Origin of the sequence: Mucilaginibacter pineti (assembly GCF_900101875.1) — a bacterium.
In the GTDB taxonomy this organism is placed as follows: domain Bacteria; phylum Bacteroidota; class Bacteroidia; order Sphingobacteriales; family Sphingobacteriaceae; genus Mucilaginibacter; species Mucilaginibacter pineti.
The window spans coordinates 183,572-207,399 of sequence record NZ_FNAI01000002.1; the positions used below are offsets into that span (position 1 = coordinate 183,572).

The window sequence follows — 23,828 nt, forward strand, 5'->3', positions numbered from 1 at the left end:
TAATCAATTAGCATCAATATAATCCGACAGATCTTCATCTGTATTGGAACTATTACTTTTCTGGTTGGCATCCATCAGCGTACGGGTATCGCTTGCATCGCTATGCAATTCCAGGTAACTCCTGATCTCGTCAACAGGTACGGCCGAAACCTGCTCATGTAAAAACGAGTGGTTATGGTCATGTGCCGGTACCGAGCTTCTTAACACAACGGTTATACCCAGTATAAGGGCAAAGCAGGCAGCTGTAGCATACCTTATGGTGTGTGAAGCCCAAAGCTTGCGTACTGTAGCGCGCTTTTTAACCGCATCCTGAAAGTTAATAACGTTATCGGTTTCTTGAACCTCATTAACGGTTTTGGCAAGGATGCTGGCGTTAAGCTTTTCAAAATAATTTTCAGGAACGGTAAAGCTTTCGGCTTCAATGCCTATATGCTCCTCCACATTAATCCTGCTTTGGATGTTGCTGCTCAGCTCCTCAAAATAATTTTCGGGCACGGTAAAATCCTGCGCCTGGTGGTTAACGTATTCCTCAATATTTATCCGGCTCTGGATATTATTGCTTAATTCATCAAAATAATCTGGCGGTACAGCAAAGCCGCTATCTTGTTTATTTAAAACATCTTCAACAGCTATCCGGGCCTGGATGTTGCTGCCTAATTCTTCAAAATAGTTTTCAGGAACGGTAAAGCCTGTGTTTTGGTTATTGGCAATCTGCTCAATAGTTATGCGGCTTTGTATGTTGCTGCTTAGTTGTTCAAAGTAATTTTCAGGAACAGTAAAGCCTGTGGATGAGCTTTTTAACTCTTCCAGCCTTACGCGTGATGCTATGTGCTGCGCTAATTCATCGAAATAGCGGGCAGGCACTGTAAACGGATCAATTGCATTGATCTGCTTTAGTGCCGTATAATCATCCAGCCATTCCCTATTGTCCATATCGCTTTTCATACATAACTATAGATGAACGAAGTGCTAAAAGGTTTAACGTGATTCTGAATTAATTTTGAATTTAATCTTTTGAAAGCAAATAAGCCTCAATTTTTTTTACTGCCAGGTGAAAAGATGCCTTTAAAGCACCCACACTTGTACCCAAAACCTGCGATATTTCCTCGTATTTCATGTCCTCGTAATACTTCATGTTAAATACAAGTTTTTGCTTTTCGGGCAGGGTTAACAGGGCCTCCTGTAATTTACGCTGTGCCGCATCGCCATTGAAATAGGTCGAGTCGGCCAGCGTATCTGCCAGTTCGTAGGCCACATCATCTAAAGATACATTGTTCTTTTGTTTTTTCTTATTCAAAAAAGTAATGCACTCGTTTGATGCTATGCGATACATCCAGGTATATAATTGCGCGTCGTTCCTGAAACCAAGCAGGTTTTTCCAAACCTTTATAAAAACATCCTGCACAAGATCGTCCGCATCGTCATGATCGATAACCATGCGGCGAACGTGCCAGTAAATTTTTTGCTGATATTTTTTTAGCAGCAGGTTAAACGCCTCGTTACGCGTTTTCTCGTCCTGGAACTTGCTTAATATCTCTGAATCTTCAACCTGCACCGACATTTTTTATTTTTTATAGTTAAATGCTAATTAAGCATTTTTGTTTTTTCTTTCTATCACCTTTTTGGCTGCCAGCACAATATGCTCGGCATCAAGGCCATACTTGGTCATCAGCTGCTCGGGTGTTCCGCTTTCGCCAAAGCTATCATTTACAGCAATGTACTCCTGCGGGGCCGGGGTATGGGTAGCCAATACCTGCGCAATGCTATCGCCCAAACCACCAAGGCGGTTATGCTCTTCGGCAGTAACTACGCAACCTGTTTTTGCAACCGACTTTAATACAGCCTCGGCATCCAAAGGTTTTATGGTGTGTATGTTGATGATCTCGGCATCAATACCTTGTTCGGCCAAAATTTCACCAGCTAAAATAGCCTGCCAAACCAGGTGACCGGTAGCAAATATACTTACATCTGCGCCTTCATTCACCATCCATGCCTTACCGATCTCAAACTTTTGATCTGCATCTGTAAAAATAGGCACAACCGGACGGCCAAAACGCAGGTAAACAGGACCTTCGTATTCGGCAATAGCTATAGTTGCGGCTTTAGTTTGGTTATAATCGCAGGTATTAATAACGGTCATCCCCGGTAACATTTTCATTAAGCCTATGTCTTCCAAAATTTGGTGGGTAGCGCCGTCTTCGCCCAAAGTTAAACCGGCGTGCGATGCGCAAACCTTTACGTTTTTGTTTGAATAAGCTATAGACTGGCGGATCTGGTCATAAACGCGGCCGGTAGAGAAATTGGCAAATGTACCTGTAAAAGGAATTTTACCGCCAATGGTCATGCCTGCTGCTATACACATCATGTTAGCTTCGGCAATACCAACCTGTACAAAGCGTTCAGGAAATTCTTTTATAAAATCATTCATTTTTAACGAACCGATAAGATCTGCACAAAGTGCAACCACCTGGTCGTTTTTTCTGCCGGCTTCCAGCAGCCCGGCGCCAAAGCCCGAGCGTGTATCTTTTTTATCTGTGTAAGTATATTTCTTCATTTCTGTTTTCTGTGGTCTGAGGCCTGTTGCCTGAGGTGTGTGATTTTGGTTTGTGGTTTCTGGGGCTGGGTTCTGAGGTGTGGCTTGTGTGGTCTTCTGAGATCTGGTTTGTGTGTTCTGAGGTGTGATGTAAAGCTGTTTTCCAACCTTCGACTCACCTCCGTCTTCCGACCTCACACAACAGACCTCACACCACAGGCCTAATAATCGCCCAGTGTTTCTTCTAATTGAGCCAAAGCCAGTTTCAGTTGCTCATCGTTAGGGGCAACACCATGCCATTTGTGGCTGCCTGCCATAAAATCAACGCCGTACCCCATTTCGGTATGCATTAATATCATGATAGGTTTGCCCTGGCCAGTGCGGCTTTTGGCAAGCTCCAGGGTTTTCACCACATCGGCCATATCATTACCTTTCATCTCCAAAACATCCCAGCCAAAGGCTACCCATTTGGCATGTAAATCGCCTAATGACAGTACCAGGTTTGTTGGTCCGTCAATTTGCTGGCCGTTTACATCAATTGTTGATATCAGGTTATCTACCTTGTTGTGGGGTGCAAACATAGCTGCTTCCCAAATTTGTCCTTCCTGTAATTCGCCATCGCCATGCAGGGTAAATACCAGTGATTTATCACCATTAAGTTTTTTAGCCAGTGCTGCGCCAATAGCAACAGATAAACCCTGACCTAACGAACCCGACGCAATGCGGATACCCGGTAAATGCTCATGCGTAGTAGGGTGACCCTGTAAGCGCGAGTTTAACTTACGGAAAGTTGCCAGTTCTGCCTTATCATAATAGCCTGCATGTGCCAAAGTGCTGTAAAATACCGGCGAAATGTGGCCGTTTGATAAAAAGAAAAGGTCTTCGCCAATACCATCCATGTTAAACTTTGGATCGTGGTTCATGGCCGAAAAATAAAGGGCGGTAAAATACTCGGTGCAGCCCAATGAGCCACCCGGATGGCCCGACTGACAGCCGTGTACCATTCTAACAATATCGCGTCTGATCTGCGATGCGGTTTTTTCTAATTCTTGTATGTCTGCTTTCATTAAAAGTGATTAGGGAAAGGCGAAAGTAATAAAATTTATAATAATGATTGTTCTTTTAACACTTATTATTAAATAAGGTCGAGAATTTGTTGTGACGAATTTTTGGTATCTACCTTATCAATTACTTTGGTAATGATGCCATCACCATTAATAATAAAGGTGGTGCGGGCGGTGCCCATATATTTTTTGCCGTACATATTTTTTTCAACCCAAACGCCGTAGGCTTCAACAATTTGTTTTTCGTTATCGGCAATCAGGGTAAATGGCAGGCTGTATTTGGTTTCGAATTTTTTGTGCGATTTTTCGTCGTCGGTACTTACGCCGATAACTTCAAAGCCCTTGCCTAATAACGATTGGTAATTATCCCTGAAATCGCATGATTCGGCAGTACAGCCCGGGGTATCATCTTTGGGATAAAAATAAAGGATCACATTTTTGCCTTTATAATCGCTCAGCGAAACGGTTTTACCGTTTTGGTCGTTAGCTGTAAACTCGGGGGCTTTATCGCCGTCTTTTAAAGTTGCCATGTTTTTATTTGAGTTATGAGTTTCGTGTTGCCAGGGGCGAGGGACTGTTTTGTTACTCGAACCAGACTACCCGAACCCCGATCCTTACCTATAAAATTCCGCAGTAAAATCTGCAAAGTTGTTTTTGTTATCGCCAATGGTAAGCTTAAACACATGCTTGCCCGGGCCAATATCGCCGCTAAAGGTATAACTTAGAATTTTACTTTTATAATCGTGTTCCATTAACACCCATTTATTGTCGATAGTACCCACGTAGCTTTTTATACCCGACAGGTTATCACTCATCCTGAAATTGATGCTGCGGGCTGCGGCCATGTGACTGCCATTTTTAATATTAAGCGGTGTAATTACAGGCGGCACGGTATCTATTTTTATGTAGAAATCGCCAAAGCTGGCCGGTTGGCCTTTTACATAGCCATCCTGGTAATAGCCGCCCTGGCAAAAGCCCGCGGTGCTTACAATTACGGCTTTATCGGCATACTTACCCAGGTCAACATCGGGTTTTATCCAAAGGCTGTAACTGTCGTGAATAGGGGTAAGCGCGTTATGAATATGGTGTACCTGCGAATAACCATTCACCGGTTTTGCCGAAACGGAGTAAATAAAATCCAGATCGTCATACAAATTGCCCGGGCTAACGCTAACTTTTACCTTATCGGTGCTAAACTCACTTTTCTCGTCGTAATGAAACAGGGTGCCCGCTATTTTGGTAATCGGCGCGTTAAATGCCGATGATTGTATTTTTAATTTCAGTGAGGAAGTATTACCGGCAACATCTTTTACTACATATTCCACATCATGCAACGCATTATCATTAAAAGTGATGATACCGCGGTTAATGGATTGCGGATAAAGCGAAATATGGCTTCCCGGCATTATAAAGCACTTCTGCATCCACCTGCGCGATGAGGTGAACGCCGGGTAATCAATATAAGCGTTAATGGCATGGGTTTGATCGAACGCGAAACGTTCAACGGCAAACGTATAAACCGTTTGGCCATCCAGCTTTAGCTCCAGCGAGTAAATGCCGTTATGATTGGCTGATGTGCTATTCATATCGGTGGTATTAATACCGAAGCCAATGTTGCCGCTTAAATGTAAAACCTGCGGCTTGGTAAGGTGGTAACTGCCCGCCGCGCCGGTAACGCCTAAAAATTCCTTTGGCGTTTTTTCGCTGAACGGGTTACCGTTGAGATGGTAAATACCGATGGAGGTGATAGATGGCGGTACCTTATCCGGAATAGTTAAACCGAACAACTGGGCGTTAATGGTTTCCTCCGTTTGGCTGTCCCTGATCTCGAAATGCACATGCGGCCCCGCCGATGCACCAGCGTTGCCGGAGATGGCAAAAACTTCGTCCTTACAAACTTTTACCTGCGTGGCTTCCAGTTTAAAATCGGCCTCGTAGGTTTGATGATCATACTGGTAGGCTTTAACCAGGGCTGCAATTGCCGCGCTAAAACTTTGCAGGTGACCATAAACGGTGGTGTACCCATTAGGGTGTGTTATATAAACCGCCCTACCAAAACCACCAAACTGTACACGTACCCTTGATACATAACCATCGGCGGCGGCATGTACAGGGTAACCGGTGCGCTGGTTGGTTTTAAAATCCAATCCCGAATGGAAATGCGCGGGCCGCAATTCGCCAAAAGAACCTGCCGTAGTAGGCGGCAGATCAAGCGGGTAGCGAAAATAATTTTGCGGGTATTGCTTACTTTGTATAATGGGCGACTGCTGCGCATTGGCGTAAAAGCCCAGGTACAGCGCGCATAGGGTAATAATATATTTTTTTATCATTAGTTATTTAACGTAAAAGTCAAGCAGTTTTTCATCTTCCAGATAGCCTTCCAGCCTGTCGCCAACTTTTACTTTTGATACACCCGCGGGGGTGCCTGTAAATATAAGGTCGCCCTTTTTTAGGGTGATGTATTGTGAAACAAAGGCAATAATACTTTCAAACGAAAACAGCAGATCGCGGGTATTGCCCTGCTGCCTTACTTCGCCGTTTATTTCCAGCTTAAAACCCACCTGGTAAATATCCGCGAATTTGGTTTTGGGCACAAAGTTGCTCACCGGCGCCGAGCCGTCAAACGCTTTGGCCAGTTCCCAGGGCAGGCCCTTTTCTTTATGGCGGGTTTGGATATCGCGTGCCGTAAAATCAATACCCAGGGCAACTTCTTCGTAATAGCCGGCCGCAAATTTCTCGGTAATATGCTTACCTTCTTTGCTTATTTTAAGCACTATCTCAATTTCGTGGTGTATATCGTCAGAAAAATCGGGGTGGTAAAAAGGTTTGTTATCCTTTAACAAGGCGGTATCCGGCTTCATAAAAATAACCGGGACAGCCGGCACCGGGTTATTTAATTCCTTAGCATGTTCAGCATAGTTGCGGCCAATGGCAATTATTTTCATTTTGTTATTTGGATTTCGTTAAACGGGCTATTTATACCCAGCGGTTCAAAAATCTAAAATTAATCCCAAATTGAACGTCTGGAATCCGAAATAAATATAGGGAAGGCATTATATAGCTGCTCCGTAGGAGCTACCTATTTGTAGAAAAAATGATATGATGTTTTTGCACCGTTAGGTGCTACCCTTAATCTAACAGATCATTAAAAACGTATTTTTCATCATAATCAATCGAATAATCTTTTAATATGTCCAGGTATTCGGCTTTAAATGATTTTTTAAGATGATGTTGTTTTTGATTGATTATATATTTTACAACTCCATCTATTTGCGATTTGCTGTTGCTAAAAGCGCCATAACCTTCCTGCCAATGGAATTTTCTTTTGGTAAAACCTTCCTTGTTTATAAATTCGGAACTATCACCTTTAACGAGGCGCATCATATCGGATATTGATTGTTTAGGATTTAGACCGATAAGCATGTGTAGATGGTCGCTGGCGGAGTTTATAACTAACATTTTATGCCCGTTATTTTGAACAATTCCGGTTATGTAGCTATGCAAACGATCTTCCCATAAGGTGTCTATAATTGCCAGCCGGTATTTTACAGCGAATACGCAATGGATATAAAGTTGTGTATAAGTATTAGGCATTATCAAATTTAACAAAATTGTTATTAGGGTAGCCTCTACGAGGCAAAGAAATCGATGTTCATTCTTTGCTACAAATGTTTTCCCCCGATGGGGGATTAACTACGGCGTAAGGTACTACCTATTTGTAGGCGTTCATTTTTCTACAAATGCTTTCCCCTGATGGGGGATTAACCTACGGCGTAATGTACTACCTATTTGTAATTCTTATTACAAATAGGTAGTACCCGATGGAGGATTAGCCTGCACCGTTAGGTGCTACCTATTTGTAGGCGTTCATTTTTCTACAAATGCTTTCCCCCTATGGGGGATTAACCTACGGCGTAAGGTACTACCTATTTGTAATTCTTATTACAAATATTTCTCCCCGATGGAGGATTAGCCTACGGCGTACGGTACTACCTATTTGTAGCGTTCATTTTTCTACAAATGCTTTCCCCCGATGGGGGATTAACCTACGGCGTAAGGTACTACCTATTTGTAGGCGTTCATTTTTCTACAAATGCTTTCCCCCGATGGGGGATTAACTACGGCGTAAGGTACTACCTATTTGTAGGCGTTCATTTTTCTACAAATGCTTTCCCCTGATGGGGGATTAACCTACGGCGTAAGGTACTACCTATTTGTAATTCTTATTACAAATATTTCTCCCCGATGGAGGATTAGCCTGCACCGTTAGGTGCTACCTATTTGTAGCGTTCATTTTTCTACAAATGCTTTCCCCCGATGGGGGATTAACTACGGCGTAAGGTACTACCTATTTGTAGGCGTTCATTTTTCTACAAATGCTTTCCCCTGATGGGGGATTAACCTACGGCGTAAGGTACTACCTATTTGTAATTCTTATTACAAATATTTCTCCCCGATGGAGGATTAGCCTGCACCGTTAGGTACTACCTATTTGTAGCGTTCATTTTTCTACAAATGCTTTCCCCCGATGGGGGATTAACTACGGCGTAAGGTACTACCTATTTGTAGGCCTTCATTTTTCTACAAATGCTTTCCCCTGATGGGGGATTAACCTACGGCGTAAGGTACTACCTATTTGTAATTCTTATTACAAATATTTCTCCCCGATGGAGGATTAGCCTGCACCGTTAGGTGCTACCTATTTGTAGTAGACAAGGCAGCCCGATAACCTTTGCCTCGTAGAGGCTACCCACTCAGGGGAAAATATTGACTAAATTGGATGGTGACGACGAAACAAATCCGAAATGAAGCTTACAATACCGAAATTCGTTTGATAACCGATTCGGTGCCGGCTACTACGCGTACAAAATAAAAGCCGCGGGTAAGTTTGTTATTAACGGGATAGTTAAAGCTGTGATCGCCAATATCAACCCTTTGCGAAAACAGGGTGGTAATATCATTCCCCAGCATATCCATTATTTTAATAGTAACGTTGGCATTACGGCTTACGGAGTATTTTACATTTATCTGGTCGGTAACCGGGTTGGGGTAAGTTTGTACCTCGTTAAGCAATTTATCATCAGGGCGGGATACGCTAACTTTAACGCTTGATGTTACGGCCGGTTTTAAAGGGGGTAATACCAGGTGCAGTCCGTTTTTTAAATAAGATGTTTTGCCTGCCTTGGTTTTTGTTGGGTGCAGGTAAGTAGTATCGCTTTTAAGCGGCTTATTTTTGATCGGAGCAGCTCCTGCTACAAACGCAAAGTTCATAAAAATTGCTGTCGCAATTAATATGCACCACGTGTAAGTGTAAATACAGGAATAAGTAATTTTCCGTCTCATGATTAAGTCTTGGTTACAAAAGTATAAATAATGCCCTCATCAACTAAAAAAATGCACTTTTTATAAAACTTTTTAACAAATTTTAACAATATACAAAGCTTTAAGGGTATTGACTTATAATTTACTTATACGTTTAACGATAATTTAAGTTTTAACGGAAAAATTTAATATTTTTGGGCTTTTTAAAACAATAACGTGTCAAACCATAAAGATCTGCAAAAACTGACGGCCGCCGGCCTTCTGATCAGTTTAGGAATAATTTACGGTGATATTGGTACTTCCCCACTATACGTATTTAAAGCCATCGTTGGACAGCAACGAATTTCTGAAACCCTTATTCTGGGTGGTGTATCCCTCATTTTCTGGACATTAACGCTGCAAACCACATTAAAATACGTGGTAATAACGCTGCGTGCCGATAACAAGGGTGAGGGAGGCATATTCTCCCTGTTTTCGCTGGTGCGCCGTAAGGCAAAATGGCTTATAGTACCCGCTGTAGTTGGTGGCTGCGCCCTGCTTGCCGATGGTATCATTACCCCGCCTATTACTATTTCATCGGCCATTGAGGGTTTGCAAACCACGTTTCCGCATTTGCCCACTGTTGAAATTGTAATGGCCATTATTACCGGTTTATTCATCATACAGCAATTTGGTACATCATTGGTTGGTAAGGCTTTTGGACCTATCATGTTCATCTGGTTTACCATGATGGGCGTTTTGGGTATTTCTTATATCGTTCTTTCGCCGGGTATTGTGCGGGCTTTAAACCCTTACTACGCTTATGAATTACTTAGGCATAGCACAAGCGGCAACGCGTTTATTGTATTGGGTGCGGTATTTTTATGTACAACGGGTGCCGAGGCTTTATATTCAGATTTGGGCCATTGCGGTAAACAAAACATCCGCATCAGCTGGATATATGTTAAAACCTGCTTAATATTAAATTACCTGGGCCAGGCGGTTTGGCTGCTGCAACGCAACAACAGTATCATTAACCTTAACGTTAACAACCCTTTTTATAAAATAATGCCCGATTGGTTCCTGATCTTCGGTATCGGGATAGCTACGGTAGCGGCAGTAATTGCCAGCCAGGCGCTTATTTCAGGATCGTTTACGCTTATTGCCGAGGCGGTGAGATTAAACCTTTGGCCAAAAGTAAAGATCAACTATCCATCTGAGCAAAAAGGGCAATTATATGTGCCCAGCGTTAACTGGTTGCTTTGGGCCGGTTGTTTGGGTGTGGTGATCATCTTCCGCCATTCAGACAGGATGGAAGCTGCTTACGGTTTAAGTATTACGGTGGCCATGCTCATGACCACTATACTGGTATCAAAATTCCTGCAGCGTAAAAAAGTACCATCATACATGATCACCGCGTTTTTGGTTATCTACCTGTTTATTGAGGGCACTTTCCTTGCGGGTAACCTGGTTAAGTTTGTGCATGGCGGCTGGTTCACGCTGTCTATTGGCTTTGTACTGTTCACCATCATGTGGACATGGCATACCGCACGCAAGATCCGTAACCGTTACGTGAAATTTGTTGGGATAGACGATTACTACAATATCATAAATGAACTGAGTGCCGACGAAAGCGTACCCAAATACGCATCGCAGCTGGTGTACTTAACCAGTGCCAACTTTAACTCAGAAATTGAATCGAAAATAGTTTACTCCATTTTACAAAAGCAGCCTAAGCGTGCCGATGTATATTGGCTGGTTCACGTTGATGTGGTGGATGAGCCTTACAAACGCGAGTACGAGGTTGATTTCCTGGTGCCAAACAAACTTATCCGTATTGACTTTAAATTAGGTTTCAGGGTTGAGCAGCAGATAAACCTCCTGTTCAGGAAAGTAGTTGAAGACCTGGTTAAAAAAGGCGAGGTAGATATTACCAGTAACTACAAATCATTAAACAAACACAAAATTGTGGGCGATTTTAGATTTGTGGTGATCGAGAAAGTATTATCGCGTTCACATAACCTTTCGTTTTACGAGCGTTTTATTATGGATTTTTATGTTTACCTGAAAAAGGTGAGCTTATCAGAAGAACGCGGTTTCGGCCTCGACCTGAGTTTTGTTACGGTTGAAAAAGTTCCGCTGATGCTATCCATTCCGGATGCGGTTGAGATCCATCGCGTAAATTAAATTTGCATTAAGCGTATATTAATTCAGAATTACTACAGAATATTTTTTGATATTTACGGAGTCATATAATAGCCCGTGAATATCAAAAAACTATTCTTAACCTTTTGGTTCCTGCTTTTTACCGCTGTTGTTTTTGCCCAGGGACTTGACCTTAACCTGCTGAAAGCCATTAATGGCCCGGTTAACACCACTGCCGACAGGAACTGGAAGTATTTTACACGCAAGGCCATTTTTATAGATGCATCGGTACCGGCAAGTTTACTCATAGCTGGTTTCATTAACCACGATAATGAACTTAAAGCCGATGGATTACAAGCTGCATCGGCTATAATAATTGCCGGCGGCACCAATCTGCTCGTCAAAAAAATAGTTAACAGGCCGCGTCCCTTTGTTACGCATCCCGATGTTATAATCCCCAAAGATCATCCTACAGATTCGTCATTCCCTTCGGGGCATACATCTGCGGCATTTGCTGCGGCAACATCGCTTAGTTTGGCTATTCCTAAATGGTATGTTATAGCGCCCTCGTTTGCCTATGCAGGTGCCGTAGGTTACTCGCGCATGTACTTAGGCGTGCATTACCCAAGCGATGTATTGGCAGGTGCAGCCCTGGGCGTAGGTTCGGCCTATCTTACCTATAAAGCCCAGCAATGGATCATGGGGAAGAAGAAAAAGCATGAAGGTTATTAGGAGCCTCACCTAAACGGCGAAGCCCTCATGAAATAATCCTCTCCAAAGGAGAGGACTTTCTAATCATTATTTATTGTACGGATTAGATTTTTCTATTGGATTGATTGTCCAACTTTTCCTTTATTGTTAAAAATGTGCCGTTCGGATTTCTTATTACTTCACCATTGGTGAATCGGATAACTTCAAAGCCTAAACTATTTAAAACTACTGTTCTTAATTCATCCTGCTCTTTTGTAATGTAAATAGGTGGTAACCTCTGTCAATTTCGAAACTTGCGCTCGTTTGTAACCACAAGTGTTGGGAAGACCAAATTTTAATAAAAAGGTTGTCATTTCGACGAGCCTGCATGGGAATTGCGTGTGAGCGGCAAGGAGAAATCCTCTACGAAATGCTAAGTTCAATTGCATATCGTAGAAGATTTTTCGCTATCGCTCAAGAGATAGTTTCTCCTCGTACCTCGTTCGAAATGACAATGCTTTTTATCTTCCCAACACTTGTAGTTTGTAACGAGTGCTTAACATGGTTACGCGATTGTATCGCGAAGATGCGTCGTAGACGCAAAAACACTTTAACCACTCGTTACAAACGAGCGCAAGGATATGATGTTTTTGTAACCCCAACCAATGGGCTCTGCATAACTGTTCGACTCACCCCGTCTGCGCTTCGCTGGCCTACATTCTCTACAGCTTTGCCGTAAAGAGGGTGAAAACAGTTTTTAATTTCCCTTTTCTTGCGATAGTTTCAACCAAAGCAAACCCCTCTTTCCGCCGAAGGCGAAGAGAGGATGACCAAGCGTAGCGATGGTCGGGTGAGTAACTCTGCGGTTAGTTCCCCTCTCTCAAGCAATTGACAAGCACCCCACCTAACTTTCAGCTTCCAGGCTCTTCCTCATAAACCCTCTCACTTCGTCGTTAATATCCTCTTTCAGATACATCCGGAAATGGTGGTTATGTTGATTAGTACCCGGTACCGTCTTTATTTTGGCGAAACAGAGGTTATCGTCATAAATTTCATCGAAGGGAAAAACAACATCAATAAAGTTTTTACCCAATTGCGTAACGTAGGCAAAATTGGTTTTAAGGCCAAGGGCTATCATACTTTTGGTGGGATAAGCCTTTACCGGCGCCAGCTGCAAAAACTCAGTAATGAGGTGATCAAACAGGTCAACAGTATGCGCGGATTTTCCGGCCAAAAAATCGCCCAGGTTACGCTCGCGGCAGGAGTGCAGCTGATTGGTGGCTGTAAACTCGCGGGCGCAAATGGGGCAGGTCCACATGGGTGCAGTTATGCCTTTTTAGCCTCTTTGCCTATAACACTGTTCTTGTAGCTGTAAGTGAAGTAAATTACAAGCCCTACTATCAGCCATACCAAAAAGCGGATCCAGCTATCGTAAGTAAGTTGTGCCATAAGGTAAAAGCAGCTCAGCAACCCTAAAACGGGAATCAGCGACAGTTTTTTAAATACCGAAAGCACGGTTAGGCTGGTTGATAATATGATGAACAAAAAGAAAGGGAATTTTTGATGAATGTTTTCGCCCGAGAAAAGTTCAAGGAATGGTTTCCAGAACAAAACAAGGCACACCACATAAACCACCGGCGCTATAAATTGCGAGTTGATGTAAGGTAAGTGGAATTTACCTTTTATGGCTGCTTCGCGCGGTAACATTAATACGCCCCCGCAAACCAATACAAAGGCAAATAAGGTACCTATACTGGTCAGATCGGTAACTACGGTAAGGTTTAAAAACAGCGCCGGGATACCTACCACAAAGCCGGTAACAATGGTTGAAAACGAGGGGGTATGATACTTAGGGTGTATTTTTGAGAAAACCTTTGGCAGCAAACCATCGCGGCTCATGCTCATCCATATACGCGGCTGGCCCAGCTGAAAAATAAGGAGCACACTGGCGGTAGCAATTACAGCGCTAATGGAAATCACATAGCTGATATTGTGCAAACCAACCTTAGCAAATACAAACGCCAGTGGATCGCCAACCTGCAGTTCCTTGTAGCTTACCATGCCCGTAAGTACCAGGGAGATCAACACATAAAGCACCGTACAAATAGCCAGCGAATAGATCATACCACGCGGCAAATCGCGCTGCGGTTTCTCGCATTCTTCGGCCGTTGTTGATATGGCATCGAAACCAATATAGGCAAAGAACACGCCCGATACGCCTTTCATTACGCCGCTAAAGCCATTAGGCATAAAGGGGTGCCAGTTGGCAGGGGTTACATAAAAAAAGCCGATAACGATAACCGCCAGTACAATAGCTATTTTTAAATAAACCATGGCATTAGTAGCTTTTTTTGTTTCGCGGATGCCGATGTAAACCAGGTAGGTAATTATAAATACAATGGCCAGCGCCGGTATGTTTGCTATAAACCTCAGGTTACCAACCCCCGGCGAGCTTGCCCAGGCTGCGGCATTATCTTTAAGTGTATCGGTAATATCGGCAAGGTGGTTGCTTGCGGTAAGTTTGGCAACCTCCTCGTGCGCCTTAAATGCCGAAAGATAATCGGTATAAACATATTTTGGCAGGTGAATGTGGAAACCTTCTAACAGGTTCACAAAGTACGTACTCCATGATATGGCTACCGCGATGTTGCCTATAGCGTATTCCATCAGCAGATCCCAGCCTATGATCCAGGCTATCAGTTCGCCAAATGAGGCGTAGGCGTAGGTGTAGGCGCTGCCCGCAACGGGTATACGCGATGCAAATTCGGCATAGCATAAAGCCGAAAAACCGCAGGTTACCGCGGTTATGATAAATAATATACTTACACCCGGGCCGCCCTGAAAAGAAGCTTCGCCAATGGTGCTGAATATCCCTGCCCCCACAACGGCGGCTATCCCCATCAGGGTTAAATCTCTTACGTTAAGTTCTTTTTTGAGTTGTGCGGATGCTGTGCCAGGGTGTTCGCTGTCGCTGAAACCGCACTCAACATCATGTAATATTTTTTCAACAGATTTTTTTCGAAATATGCTTTTCGACATATAATTAAAAGTAATGAGTGTAAGTCAATCCAAACATAATCATTTTTTTGCATTGAATAAGTATATGCTTATTTTGCACCATGAAGATAGGGATAAAAGATGTTTTACAGAGGATATGGCCATTTTTTATACTCTACTTACTGCTTTTAAGCATCTGTTTAACCATCAAAATGCTATATACCCGCGAGGTTATTTATTTTGCCGTAAACGGGTGGAACAGCCCCTGGGCAGATTATATTGAACCCTACATTACCGATCTGGGCGATGGCATTACGGCCATCACCCTGTCGCTCATTATGCTGTTATTCAGCTACCGGAAATTTCTTTTGCTGGCCTCAAGCTATGCCATTACAGCCATAGTGGCACAGATACTAAAGTTCATATTTGACGCACCCCGGCCCAAGGTTTATTTTCAGGATCAATGGGATAAAGTACATACCGTTAAAGGTTTGTATATACTCAGCACCCACAGTTTCCCTTCGGGGCATACGGTGAGTGCATTTTCGGCGGCGTTGGTAATTACTTATTTGTGCAAAAATAAAGGCTGGGGTATCCCAGCCTTATTGATAGCTATTTTAATAGGTTATTCCAGAATGTATTTAACCCAGCATTTTTTTGAAGATGTGATGGCCGGATCTGTTATTGGCGTAATGGTAACCGTTTTCTGGCTTACCTGGCTCGATGGCCGGCAATTCATCCACACCCCCGGCTGGACGAGAGGACTGCTGCAAACTATCCGTAAAAAATAACTCGGTGGTGAAACACACCCCTCCGCTCCTCTCAAGAGGGGAATCGCACGGCACCACCGCTTTATAAGTTTACTTTTCAATTCCCCTCTTGAGAGGGGGCGCGAACGGATAGCGCGGGAGCAGGGGTGTGTTCTACAAGCGATACAGCGATTACAACTCTGCGGCCAAACGTTTTTTCCTGCGGATGCTGGCAACCAGCACTATAATGATAATCAGCGGCACGCCACCAAACAAACCTATTTTAAGGCCGGGCGATAAACCATTTGAGTTTGATAAGTATTGATCCTTACGATTTAACGCCGGCGCCACTTTAATAGAGGCCGAAAATTCCTTTAACTCAGGCAAAGCCAAGGCACCCCTTACTTCGGGATAAAAATACTCAAAGGTATACGTAGCCTCCTGGGTATAAAGCAAGATGAAATTTCTGAGTTGTGCAGCCTCGCCGGTGGAGTTGCTGTTATCAACCCTCAGCGTAAACACACGGGCCTCCAGCGAACCAATGGTGGTATCGCGCGGGTTCATGATACTGCCCGTTATGGATTGCTTCTGGATGCCATCGGCAAAATTTTTAAATACTTTTTTAAGGTCGCGCTCCTTGTTCAGCGGTTTGTTGTTATCGGCATTTTTGGCCTTTATTACCATTATGTAACCCAAAGCACCACTACCTGAATATATCTGCTGACCTAAAGTATCTTTCTTTTGAAAGTTGGCCGGTAACGACACCGTAACCAAACTATCTATTTTAACGGGTTTAAGCGCCTGACTAAAACCCAACACTGTATACAGTATAAAGCCTAAACTTAAAATGATCTTTTTCATAGGTTATTTAACCTGTAAAAGAGCATTTGGTTTTAATAAATGACAGATAGGATATTTTATGAAATTAATATGACGCTGATAATCAGCTATGTTATGTTGTTTCAGGAGGACATAAATTACCTTGTTTTAAAGGTTGATAAAGGCTTGCTAAGTGGTTGCACTACCGAAAATTGATGGATAATATACATCAGGATTTTGCCAGTTCAACAATATCTTTTACATCAATAATTTGCTGGCGATAGCCTTTGCTAACTACGTTGATCATAGCCAACCCAACTTCTTGCAGGGTGCAGAAACCCGCCGGATAAACCAGCCTGCCAATTGGATAGAGCCATGCAATGTATTTGTAAAAGCTCTTCACATTTTTTTGGCCAGGAGTGGCTTTCATAAACCCGGGCCTGAACATGTACGCGTTTTTGAATAGTCGTATTAACTCATTTTCGGTAGCGCCCTTTACGCGGGCCCAGGCTACGCGGCCTTTTTCGGTACTGTCTGTACCGGCGCCGGTTACGTAGCACATGGTCATATCGGGGTTTAGTTTGGCTAAAAGCTGTCCGGCGTTAACGGTAAGGTCGTAAGTGATGTGTTTATAGTCGGCTTCGCTTATCCCAACAGATGATATGCCCAGGCAAAAGAAACAGGCATTGTATCCCGCCAATTGCGATTCAATAGGCGATAGATCAAACATATCCTTATGAATAATTTCCTTCAACTTAGGATGCGTTACACCTCCCGGCTTACGGTTGATAACCAGGATCTGTTCCACATCGGGATGGTTAAGACATTCCAGCAGCACGCCTTCGCCTACCATACCTGTTGCACCGGTAATAATTGCTTTAATTTTCATGGGATGATGTATTGACTACCGTAAATGTAAGGCATTTTTAAGTAGGTTGGGTGTATCGCTTTTATAACACACCCCTGCAGCCGCGCTACCCCATCGCGCCCCCTCTCAAGAGGGGAATTAGAAAGCGATGGCCTTGTGTGATTCCCCTCTTGAGAGGGGTGGAGGGGTGTGTTATACTGCTTGCATAACACACCCCTGCAGCCGCACTACTCCATCGCGCCCCCTCTCGGGAACTGCTGTATCAATAAAAACGGTGTCATTTCGACGAGGTACGAGGAGAAACTATCTCTTGAGCGATAGCGAAAAATCCTATACGATATGGATGGGAGCTTTGCATCATGCAGAAGATTTCTCTTTTGCGCCCCACACTCTTGCCCTCGCTGCTCTATCGAAATGACATTTTTAATTATAACACACTTCACCCTTATATCTTATCCATCTCGGCCTTAATAAATTCGGCCAGTTCTTTTACGTAGGCTGCGCTGAAATCAAACTTGATACCGGCGGTTTCGTAAATTTCTTTGATAGATTTGGTGTAGCCCAATTTAAGGGCATCCATGTATTGCTGTAAACCTTTCTCGGGGTTTTCTTTGTAGTTTTTCCAAACTGCAATGGCGCCTAACTGGGCCATGCCGTATTCTATATAGTAAAACGGCACCTCAAAAATGTGCAGTTGCTTTTGCCATAGGTTGGCTTTGGCATCGGGATGTTCGCTCCAGTCAACAAAGCCTGCGCCGAAGGGCTCGTAGATCTCTATCCAGGCTGTTCTGCGGTCTTCGTCGGTATGGTTGGGGTTGGTGTAGATCCAGTGTTGAAACTGGTCAACAACGGCTACCCAGGGTAAGGTTTTCAATACATCGAAAAGCTGATCGCGTTTGGCGCGTTTAAGGTCCTCTTCGTTATCAAAAAATACGTCCCAGTTATCCATCGAGATCAGTTCCATTGACATAGAAGCCAATTCGGCAACTTCCGAGGGGCAATGTTTAAAGTCGTTCAGTTCCAGGTCGGCAGTAAGGAAGGTATGTACCGCGTGGCCACCCTCATGTACCATTGTCGTCAGATCACGGAAGGTATTGGCCGAATTCATGAAAATGAACGGTGCGCCGGTTTCTGATAGGGGATAGTTGTAACCACCCGGTGCTTTGCCTTTGCGGCTTTCCACATCAAAAAGGTTATTATCCTTCATAATGGCCAAACGCTCGCCCAGGTAGCTGTTGATATTGGTAAAGCACTGGATAGATTTTTCTATCAGTTCATCACCGCTGTTAAATGGTTTTAATGCCGGCTTGCCCGATACATCAACATCCATATCCCAGGGTTTTAAAGCAGGCAGGGCTAAAGCCTCCTTGCGTTTTTCGGCTTGTTCGCGTAAAATGGGTACTATTTCTTTTTCAATGGCTTCGTGAAAAGCGTAGCAATCCTGTGGAGTATAATCAAACCTGCCCAATGCCTGGAACATATAATCCCTGAAGTTCTCAAACTCGGCATTCAGCGCTACTTTATGGCGCAGCTGACGCAGGTGATCAAACAGGGTATCAAGCGTATCCTTATCCTGCAGGCGACGGCCGGTTATTTTTTCCCAAACTTCCTGGCGTTTGGCGCGGTCAGTTCCTTTTAAAAATACCGAAGCCTGCTCCAGCGTGTATTCCTTATCATCAATATGCACCGACATGGAGCCGGTTATCGACTGGTATTTCTGCTGCTCTACCTGTATCTCGGTTTGTACCGGGATATTTTCCTCGCGGAACAGTTCTAAACTTTTTTTGATCGCCCTTAAAAAGATGAAATATTTTTCGCCATCGAGCTCATCTATGTACGGACTGGCAACCAGCTTTTTATTCAGTTCATTATCGTAAGGTGCAATTTTAGGCGATATTTCTGTTGCGAAATACTGGAAACTTTGCAGCAACTCTTCACTGGTAGTATCGCAGGTCATGCGGATATAGCGCCAGGCCGAATCCTCTTCCAAAGCGGCTTCAAGTTCGCTTTTATCATGCAGCCATTTTTCCAGTTCCGTAACTGAATTTATAGGGCGTTCCAGCAATTCTTTATAAATAGGCTCCAGGGTTTCCCACTTGATATCAAGCGTAGCCGGGATATATGTTCTTGTTTTTTTGTGGATCATTTTATTGGATGTAGAAATTGTATACTTGCAAATATGCAGAATATTTGGAAGTTCAAAGTCATAAGTCTGTAGTGTAAAGTTTGTCATTTCGACGAGGTACGAGGAGAAATCTTGTACGATAAGCAATTGTGTCTTAGCATTTCGTAGAAGATTTCTCCTTGCCCCTTACGCACAATTCCCATGCTAGCTCGTCGAAATGACAGCTTTTTAAAAAAAACTGAATCTTAGGTAATAAAATTGAACTTAAGACTTATACAACGTTTTCGACATTTCCATTATTCCATCCTCATAACTGGTGGGTTTAAAGTTAAAGGCTTTTTCAAATTTGCTACTGTCGAAAATGTAGTCATGATCGTACTGGTAATACATCTCTACAGTGCCCATCACAACTTTTTGAAATAGACCGATGATCCATAGCATGAACTTTTTGATGCTCATGAATTTGGGTTCTACATTGTAAACTTTGGCGGCAATTGCTATAAACTGCTTGCCGGTAATGGCCGGTGGGGTGGGCAGGTGCCAGATCTGGTTACCGCTATCGGGAGTTTGACCTAACAGGAACATGGCCTTGCCTGCATCTTCAATAAAAATAAAATTGTGTTTTTTATTAGCATCACCTATCCATTGGGCACTTTGTTTTTTGGCGTATTTGGATAGTACCATCATGTCAACAAAGCTGTTGGTGCTGTCTGTGCCGTAAAAGTCCGGGGCGCGGGCTATGGTGGCGTTAATGTTGCCTGCCTTTACTTCATCCATAAGCATATTGGCAATGCCCGCGCGCACTTTTCCTTTTTCGCTGCTTGGGTGGTAAGGGGTATCCTCTGTCATGGCACCGTTAACCAGGCCATACATATAAATGTTATCAAAAAATATTAACCGCGCGCCTGTTGTTTTGGTAACGTTAATAACGTTTTGCATAATAACGGGCCATTGTTTTCGCCATATGTCTGCATCATAAACCAAACCGGCAACAAGGTAAATGATTGTCGACCCTTTGGCTGCCGCAAGCACTTCATCATAATTTAGCAGATCGGCCTTTTGCCAGCTTACGTTTTTACCGCTGATATTAACCGGCTTACGACTAACCAAACGTACTGTTTCATTGGCATTCATTAATTGGCGGGTAAGGGCATTTGCCACCGGACCGCCGGCTCCTAATATTGTGTGCATGATATTTTCTCCTTTTGTTTTGTGTATAACAAAGGTAGGAGCACTTTGAAAGCCAAAACGTTAACAAAAGATAAGAATTTACACGATTTAAGGATGAGAAAGGATGAGCAGGATTTTATGTGCAGATTTGGGATTTCGGGGATTCGATCTGAGAATGATGAAAATGTGTCATTGCATCACACCCTGTCATCCTATGTTTGGATAACATATCGGTTAAAATTTTAGATTTTACCCATTAGAATTTCCCCCTTTAGAGTTTAGGATTTGGTCTTTAGAATTTCCCCTTTAGGATTTAGAATTTGATCTTTAGAATTTCAAAACTATGCACTTATCTTCATGATCCTCCGCCTTATCCGCGATAGCGAAACGGGGGTGATGCCCAGGAAATTGGCAATGTAGTGTTGTGGGATGCGCTGTAATATTTCGCCGCCGGTTTCCAGGAGTTTGTTGTAACGTTCTTCGGGAGTTTGGGTTATAAAGGCGGTAACACGATCTTCATAGCAAATGAGGTAATGTTCGGCAATCAACCGGCCAAAGCGTTCCATTTTTGCACCGATAAGTTCATGGGCATATAGCTGCTGCATTACTTTGTAGCTGAGGGTAACCATTTGGGTATCCTCCAAAGCCTGTATATAATTGCCGCCCGGCGTACGGGTTAAAAAACTTTTGTAGGAACTTAACAGTTCGTTTTCAAAGCTGAAATAACCCGTGATTTCTTCTCCATCCTTAATGTGGAAGTAGCGTACCGCGCCTTTTACTACCAGACCAATGTGGCTGCAAATTTTACCGGGTTCGGCAAAGTTCTTTTTCTTTTTTAGTTGGCTAACCTCCAAATGAGGTGCCAGGGCCTGCCATTCCGTATCATTTATTGAAATATACGATTCAACATGGTTGCGGAATTTGCCCAGCGCTGTTAGCGGATCCATATTCTATCTAACAAAAACAATACGGCAAATACCACGCTGGCAATACCGTTGGTGGTCATAAAGGCAAAATTTACCCGGCTTAAATCGTTGGGTTTAACCAACAGGTGCTGGTAGGTAAGCATAGCGCAAAAGAACACGATGCCTATATAATACAAGAAGCCAACGTGCGTAAAAAACACCGGCATCAAAATAAACAAGGCCGAAAGTACGTGTAAAAAGGTAGATAACCTTAACGCGTTCACTTTACCGAGGTAGGCCGGGATGGAATGCAGGTTTTGGCTGCGGTCGAAATCCTCATCCTGCAGGGCATAAATAATATCAAATCCGCTTACCCAGCAAAGTACTGACAAGGAGAAAAATACGGGTGTTAAAGCAAATTCGCCGGTAACCACGAGGTAAGCACCAATAGGAGCGAGCGACAAGCCCAGGCCCAATACCAAATGACAAAGCGCCGTAAAGCGTTTAGTAGCACTGTACCCCATTACCACAAACAAAGCAATTGGCGATAAATAAAAACACAGCGGATTAATGAACCAGGTTGCCGCTATAAATAACCCGCAGTTAACCAGCGTAAAAGTTAAAGCCGCCGGCGCGCTAATGCGACCAGCCGGGATATCGCGTTGTTTGGTACGCGGGTTTTGCGCGTCGATGTCCCTATCCAGATAGCGGTTAAATGCCATTGCCGAATTACGGGCGAAGATCATACACAACACCATCAGCACCAGCTTTTGCCAGTTAAAGGTGTGCTGCGTAGTAGTTACCGCCAAAAAAAAGCCAATAAATGCAAACGGCATTGCAAATATGGTATGCGTAAAGGTTACTAATGAAAGGTATTTTTTCATGTTATATGGTATGCTCCTGGTAAGAGGAGGTGTGTTCTGTTATATGTTGCTCAAGTGTTCTTAAAACGGTGGCAATATCTGTTTTTATTTCGTTTTCGCTAAAGCGGATCACCGTTAAACCATGTTCTGCGAGTTCTTTATCTCTTAGCTGATCTTTGTTAACAGCGTCTTCGTGATTATGGTAATGCCCGTCAACTTCTATCACCAAATTTAGTTCGAAACAATAAAAATCTACTATATAATTTAATAACGGCTTTTGTCTGTGAAAATCATATCCGTGAAGCTGTTTACCTTTTAAAGTCTTCCACAATAATATCTCGCCAAATGTACTATCGTTCCTTAGCTTGCGGGCTAAATCTTTCAATTTTGGATTGTATGGGATGATTTTACGTGGCATATCATCTGCTTATTATATATTTCTTACTAACACAAAAGCCTTGGCCTCGTGCGATTCCCCTCTTGAGAGGGGTGTAAGGGGTGTGTCCTTTCGCGTGTATAACACACCCCTGCTATCGCTCTATCCCATCGCGCCCCCTCTCGAGAGGGGAATTAAAAAAGTGAAACCCGGCCCTGTGCGATTCCCCTCTTGAGAGGGGTGGAGGGGTGTGTCCTTTCGCTCGCATAACACACCCCTGCTATCGCTCTATCCCATCGCGCCCCCTCTCGAGAGGGGAAGTTAAAAAAAGTGAAGCCTTGGCCTCGTGCGATTCCCCTCTTGAGAGGGGTGGAGGGGTGTGTCCTTTCGCTCGTTTAACACACCCCTGCTGTCGCGCTATTCCATCGCACCCCCTCAAGAGGGGAATTAAAAAGCACCCTACTATCAATCCTCCCCGCCATTCGCCCTTTCAAGTGGCGAGGTATACGGTGGGATCACAAAATCCTTGTTTATATTATCTATAAAATCTAAAATCTCATCACGACCTAATTGCAGCTCTGATGATGTTATGAAATATTTTGGCGTTTCCTCGAAAGTTTCGAGCAGGGCCTTTTTGAATTTCGCGAGATTCTGGTCGGTTTTTACGCTTGATTGTTTGTCGGCTTTGGTGAATACCAATACAAAGGATAGCCCTTTTTCGCCCAGCCAGTTGCAAAATTCAACGTCTATCTTTTGCGGCTCCAGTCTGCTGTCTATCAGTACCATTACGCATTGCAGGCTTTCACGCTTATCCAGGTAGTTATGGATAAACTTGTTCCAGTTGGCTTTATTGGCTTTGGATGCGCGGGCATAGCCGTAACCCGGTAAATCGACAATGTACCAGCTATCGTTAATAAAAAAATGGTTGATAAGCTGGGTTTTACCCGGGGTTTGCGATGTTTTTGCCAGCCCTTTTTTTGCCACCAGCATATTAATGAGTGACGATTTGCCCACGTTTGAGCGCCCTATGAAAGCGTACTCCGCCTTAATTGGGGGCGGTAATTTCGAGATCTGGGTATTGCTGCAAATAAATTCGGCCGTTTTAACGATCATGCTGCAAAGGTAATTATTTTTAGTTGTGCATACAGGCATGTAAAACTCATTAGCTTTATGCTGCTGTTTTGTTTGTGCTTGTTTTACAATGGGTAAACAAATATTAATGC

Annotated in this window: 23 protein-coding genes; 3 read left to right on the forward strand and 20 right to left on the reverse strand. The window is 43.4% G+C overall.

Annotated features, from left to right (window positions below; genetic code table 11):
* Positions 1-3 precede the first annotated feature (3 nt).
* The 9 genes from BLS59_RS05120 to BLS59_RS05160 form a co-directional block, all read right to left on the reverse strand.
* Entirely contained in the window at positions 4-945 is a 942-nt protein-coding gene (locus BLS59_RS05120) for a hypothetical protein (RefSeq protein WP_091145597.1), read from the reverse strand.
* Positions 946-1,006: 61 nt separating this feature from the next.
* Positions 1,007-1,561: an RNA polymerase sigma factor gene (locus BLS59_RS05125; RefSeq protein WP_091145600.1), complete on the reverse strand. Its 555-nt coding sequence runs from the start codon at positions 1,559-1,561 to the stop codon at positions 1,007-1,009.
* Positions 1,562-1,588: 27 nt separating this feature from the next.
* Entirely contained in the window at positions 1,589-2,554 is a 966-nt protein-coding gene (locus BLS59_RS05130) for a transketolase family protein (protein WP_091145603.1), read from the reverse strand.
* A gap of 200 nt (positions 2,555-2,754) precedes the next feature.
* Positions 2,755-3,600 carry a transketolase gene (locus BLS59_RS05135; RefSeq protein WP_091145607.1) on the reverse strand — a complete coding sequence of 282 codons (846 nt, stop codon included), beginning with the start codon at positions 3,598-3,600 and terminating at the stop codon, positions 2,755-2,757.
* A 68-nt stretch (positions 3,601-3,668) separates the two neighbouring features.
* A complete protein-coding gene (gene bcp / locus BLS59_RS05140) occupies positions 3,669-4,127 on the reverse strand; it encodes a thioredoxin-dependent thiol peroxidase (RefSeq protein ID WP_091145609.1) in 459 nt (152 codons plus the stop codon).
* A gap of 84 nt (positions 4,128-4,211) precedes the next feature.
* The gene (locus BLS59_RS05145) at positions 4,212-5,927 is read right to left on the reverse strand and encodes a M23 family metallopeptidase (protein ID WP_091145613.1); all 1,716 of its coding nucleotides are present in this window, start codon (positions 5,925-5,927) and stop codon (positions 4,212-4,214) included.
* A gap of 3 nt (positions 5,928-5,930) precedes the next feature.
* The gene (locus tag BLS59_RS05150; protein ID WP_091145616.1) at positions 5,931-6,542 is read right to left on the reverse strand and encodes a fumarylacetoacetate hydrolase family protein; all 612 of its coding nucleotides are present in this window, start codon (positions 6,540-6,542) and stop codon (positions 5,931-5,933) included.
* Positions 6,543-6,726: 184 nt separating this feature from the next.
* On the reverse strand, positions 6,727-7,191 hold the full coding sequence (gene tnpA, locus BLS59_RS05155) for an IS200/IS605 family transposase (RefSeq protein ID WP_091145620.1): 465 nt from the start codon (positions 7,189-7,191) through the stop codon (positions 6,727-6,729).
* 1,218 nt (positions 7,192-8,409) lie between these two features.
* On the reverse strand, positions 8,410-8,940 hold the full coding sequence (locus BLS59_RS05160; RefSeq protein WP_091145624.1) for a T9SS type A sorting domain-containing protein: 531 nt from the start codon (positions 8,938-8,940) through the stop codon (positions 8,410-8,412).
* 195 nt (positions 8,941-9,135) lie between these two features.
* On the opposite strand from BLS59_RS05160, the gene BLS59_RS05165 reads away from it, so the two are divergent.
* The gene (locus BLS59_RS05165) at positions 9,136-11,085 is read left to right on the forward strand and encodes a KUP/HAK/KT family potassium transporter (protein WP_091145627.1); all 1,950 of its coding nucleotides are present in this window, start codon (positions 9,136-9,138) and stop codon (positions 11,083-11,085) included.
* A 75-nt stretch (positions 11,086-11,160) separates the two neighbouring features.
* The gene (locus tag BLS59_RS05170; RefSeq protein ID WP_091145630.1) at positions 11,161-11,775 is read left to right on the forward strand and encodes a phosphatase PAP2 family protein; all 615 of its coding nucleotides are present in this window, start codon (positions 11,161-11,163) and stop codon (positions 11,773-11,775) included.
* 82 nt (positions 11,776-11,857) lie between these two features.
* Here BLS59_RS05170 and BLS59_RS32660 read toward each other — a convergent pair whose 3' ends face one another.
* The 3 genes from BLS59_RS32660 to BLS59_RS05185 all read right to left on the reverse strand — a co-directional run bounded on the left by BLS59_RS32660 (position 11,858) and on the right by BLS59_RS05185 (position 14,772).
* The gene (locus tag BLS59_RS32660) at positions 11,858-12,019 is read right to left on the reverse strand and encodes a DUF559 domain-containing protein (protein ID WP_091147331.1); all 162 of its coding nucleotides are present in this window, start codon (positions 12,017-12,019) and stop codon (positions 11,858-11,860) included.
* 618 nt (positions 12,020-12,637) lie between these two features.
* Complete coding sequence (locus BLS59_RS05180; protein ID WP_240315153.1) at positions 12,638-13,051, reverse strand: DUF5655 domain-containing protein; 414 nt, start codon at positions 13,049-13,051, stop codon at positions 12,638-12,640.
* Positions 13,052-13,059: 8 nt separating this feature from the next.
* Entirely contained in the window at positions 13,060-14,772 is a 1,713-nt protein-coding gene (locus BLS59_RS05185; RefSeq protein ID WP_091145634.1) for an amino acid permease, read from the reverse strand.
* 80 nt (positions 14,773-14,852) lie between these two features.
* On the opposite strand from BLS59_RS05185, the gene BLS59_RS05190 reads away from it, so the two are divergent.
* Complete coding sequence (locus BLS59_RS05190) at positions 14,853-15,521, forward strand: phosphatase PAP2 family protein (RefSeq protein ID WP_091145638.1); 669 nt, start codon at positions 14,853-14,855, stop codon at positions 15,519-15,521.
* 150 nt (positions 15,522-15,671) lie between these two features.
* Here the strand turns inward: BLS59_RS05190 and BLS59_RS05195 are convergent, their stop codons facing one another.
* From BLS59_RS05195 to yihA, 8 genes are all read right to left on the reverse strand, one after another.
* Positions 15,672-16,340, reverse strand: a complete 669-nt coding sequence (locus BLS59_RS05195) for a hypothetical protein (protein WP_091145641.1) — start codon at positions 16,338-16,340, stop codon at positions 15,672-15,674.
* Between the two features lie 187 nt (positions 16,341-16,527).
* Positions 16,528-17,187, reverse strand: coding sequence for a Rossmann-fold NAD(P)-binding domain-containing protein (locus BLS59_RS05200; RefSeq protein WP_091145643.1), 660 nt, complete (start codon positions 17,185-17,187; stop codon positions 16,528-16,530).
* Positions 17,188-17,611: 424 nt separating this feature from the next.
* Entirely contained in the window at positions 17,612-19,312 is a 1,701-nt protein-coding gene (locus tag BLS59_RS05205) for a M3 family oligoendopeptidase (protein WP_091145647.1), read from the reverse strand.
* A gap of 243 nt (positions 19,313-19,555) precedes the next feature.
* The gene (locus tag BLS59_RS05210) at positions 19,556-20,482 is read right to left on the reverse strand and encodes an NAD-dependent epimerase/dehydratase family protein (RefSeq protein ID WP_091145650.1); all 927 of its coding nucleotides are present in this window, start codon (positions 20,480-20,482) and stop codon (positions 19,556-19,558) included.
* Between the two features lie 320 nt (positions 20,483-20,802).
* A complete protein-coding gene (locus BLS59_RS05215; protein ID WP_091145653.1) occupies positions 20,803-21,408 on the reverse strand; it encodes a Crp/Fnr family transcriptional regulator in 606 nt (201 codons plus the stop codon).
* Positions 21,396-22,250, reverse strand: a complete 855-nt coding sequence (locus BLS59_RS05220; RefSeq protein ID WP_091145657.1) for a UbiA-like polyprenyltransferase — start codon at positions 22,248-22,250, stop codon at positions 21,396-21,398. The genes BLS59_RS05215 and BLS59_RS05220 overlap by 13 nt, the downstream gene beginning before the upstream one ends.
* A 1-nt stretch (position 22,251) precedes the next feature.
* Entirely contained in the window at positions 22,252-22,647 is a 396-nt protein-coding gene (locus BLS59_RS05225) for an endonuclease domain-containing protein (RefSeq protein ID WP_091145661.1), read from the reverse strand.
* A gap of 423 nt (positions 22,648-23,070) precedes the next feature.
* Complete coding sequence (gene yihA, locus BLS59_RS05230; protein WP_091145666.1) at positions 23,071-23,718, reverse strand: ribosome biogenesis GTP-binding protein YihA/YsxC; 648 nt, start codon at positions 23,716-23,718, stop codon at positions 23,071-23,073.
* Positions 23,719-23,828: the final 110 nt, after the last annotated feature.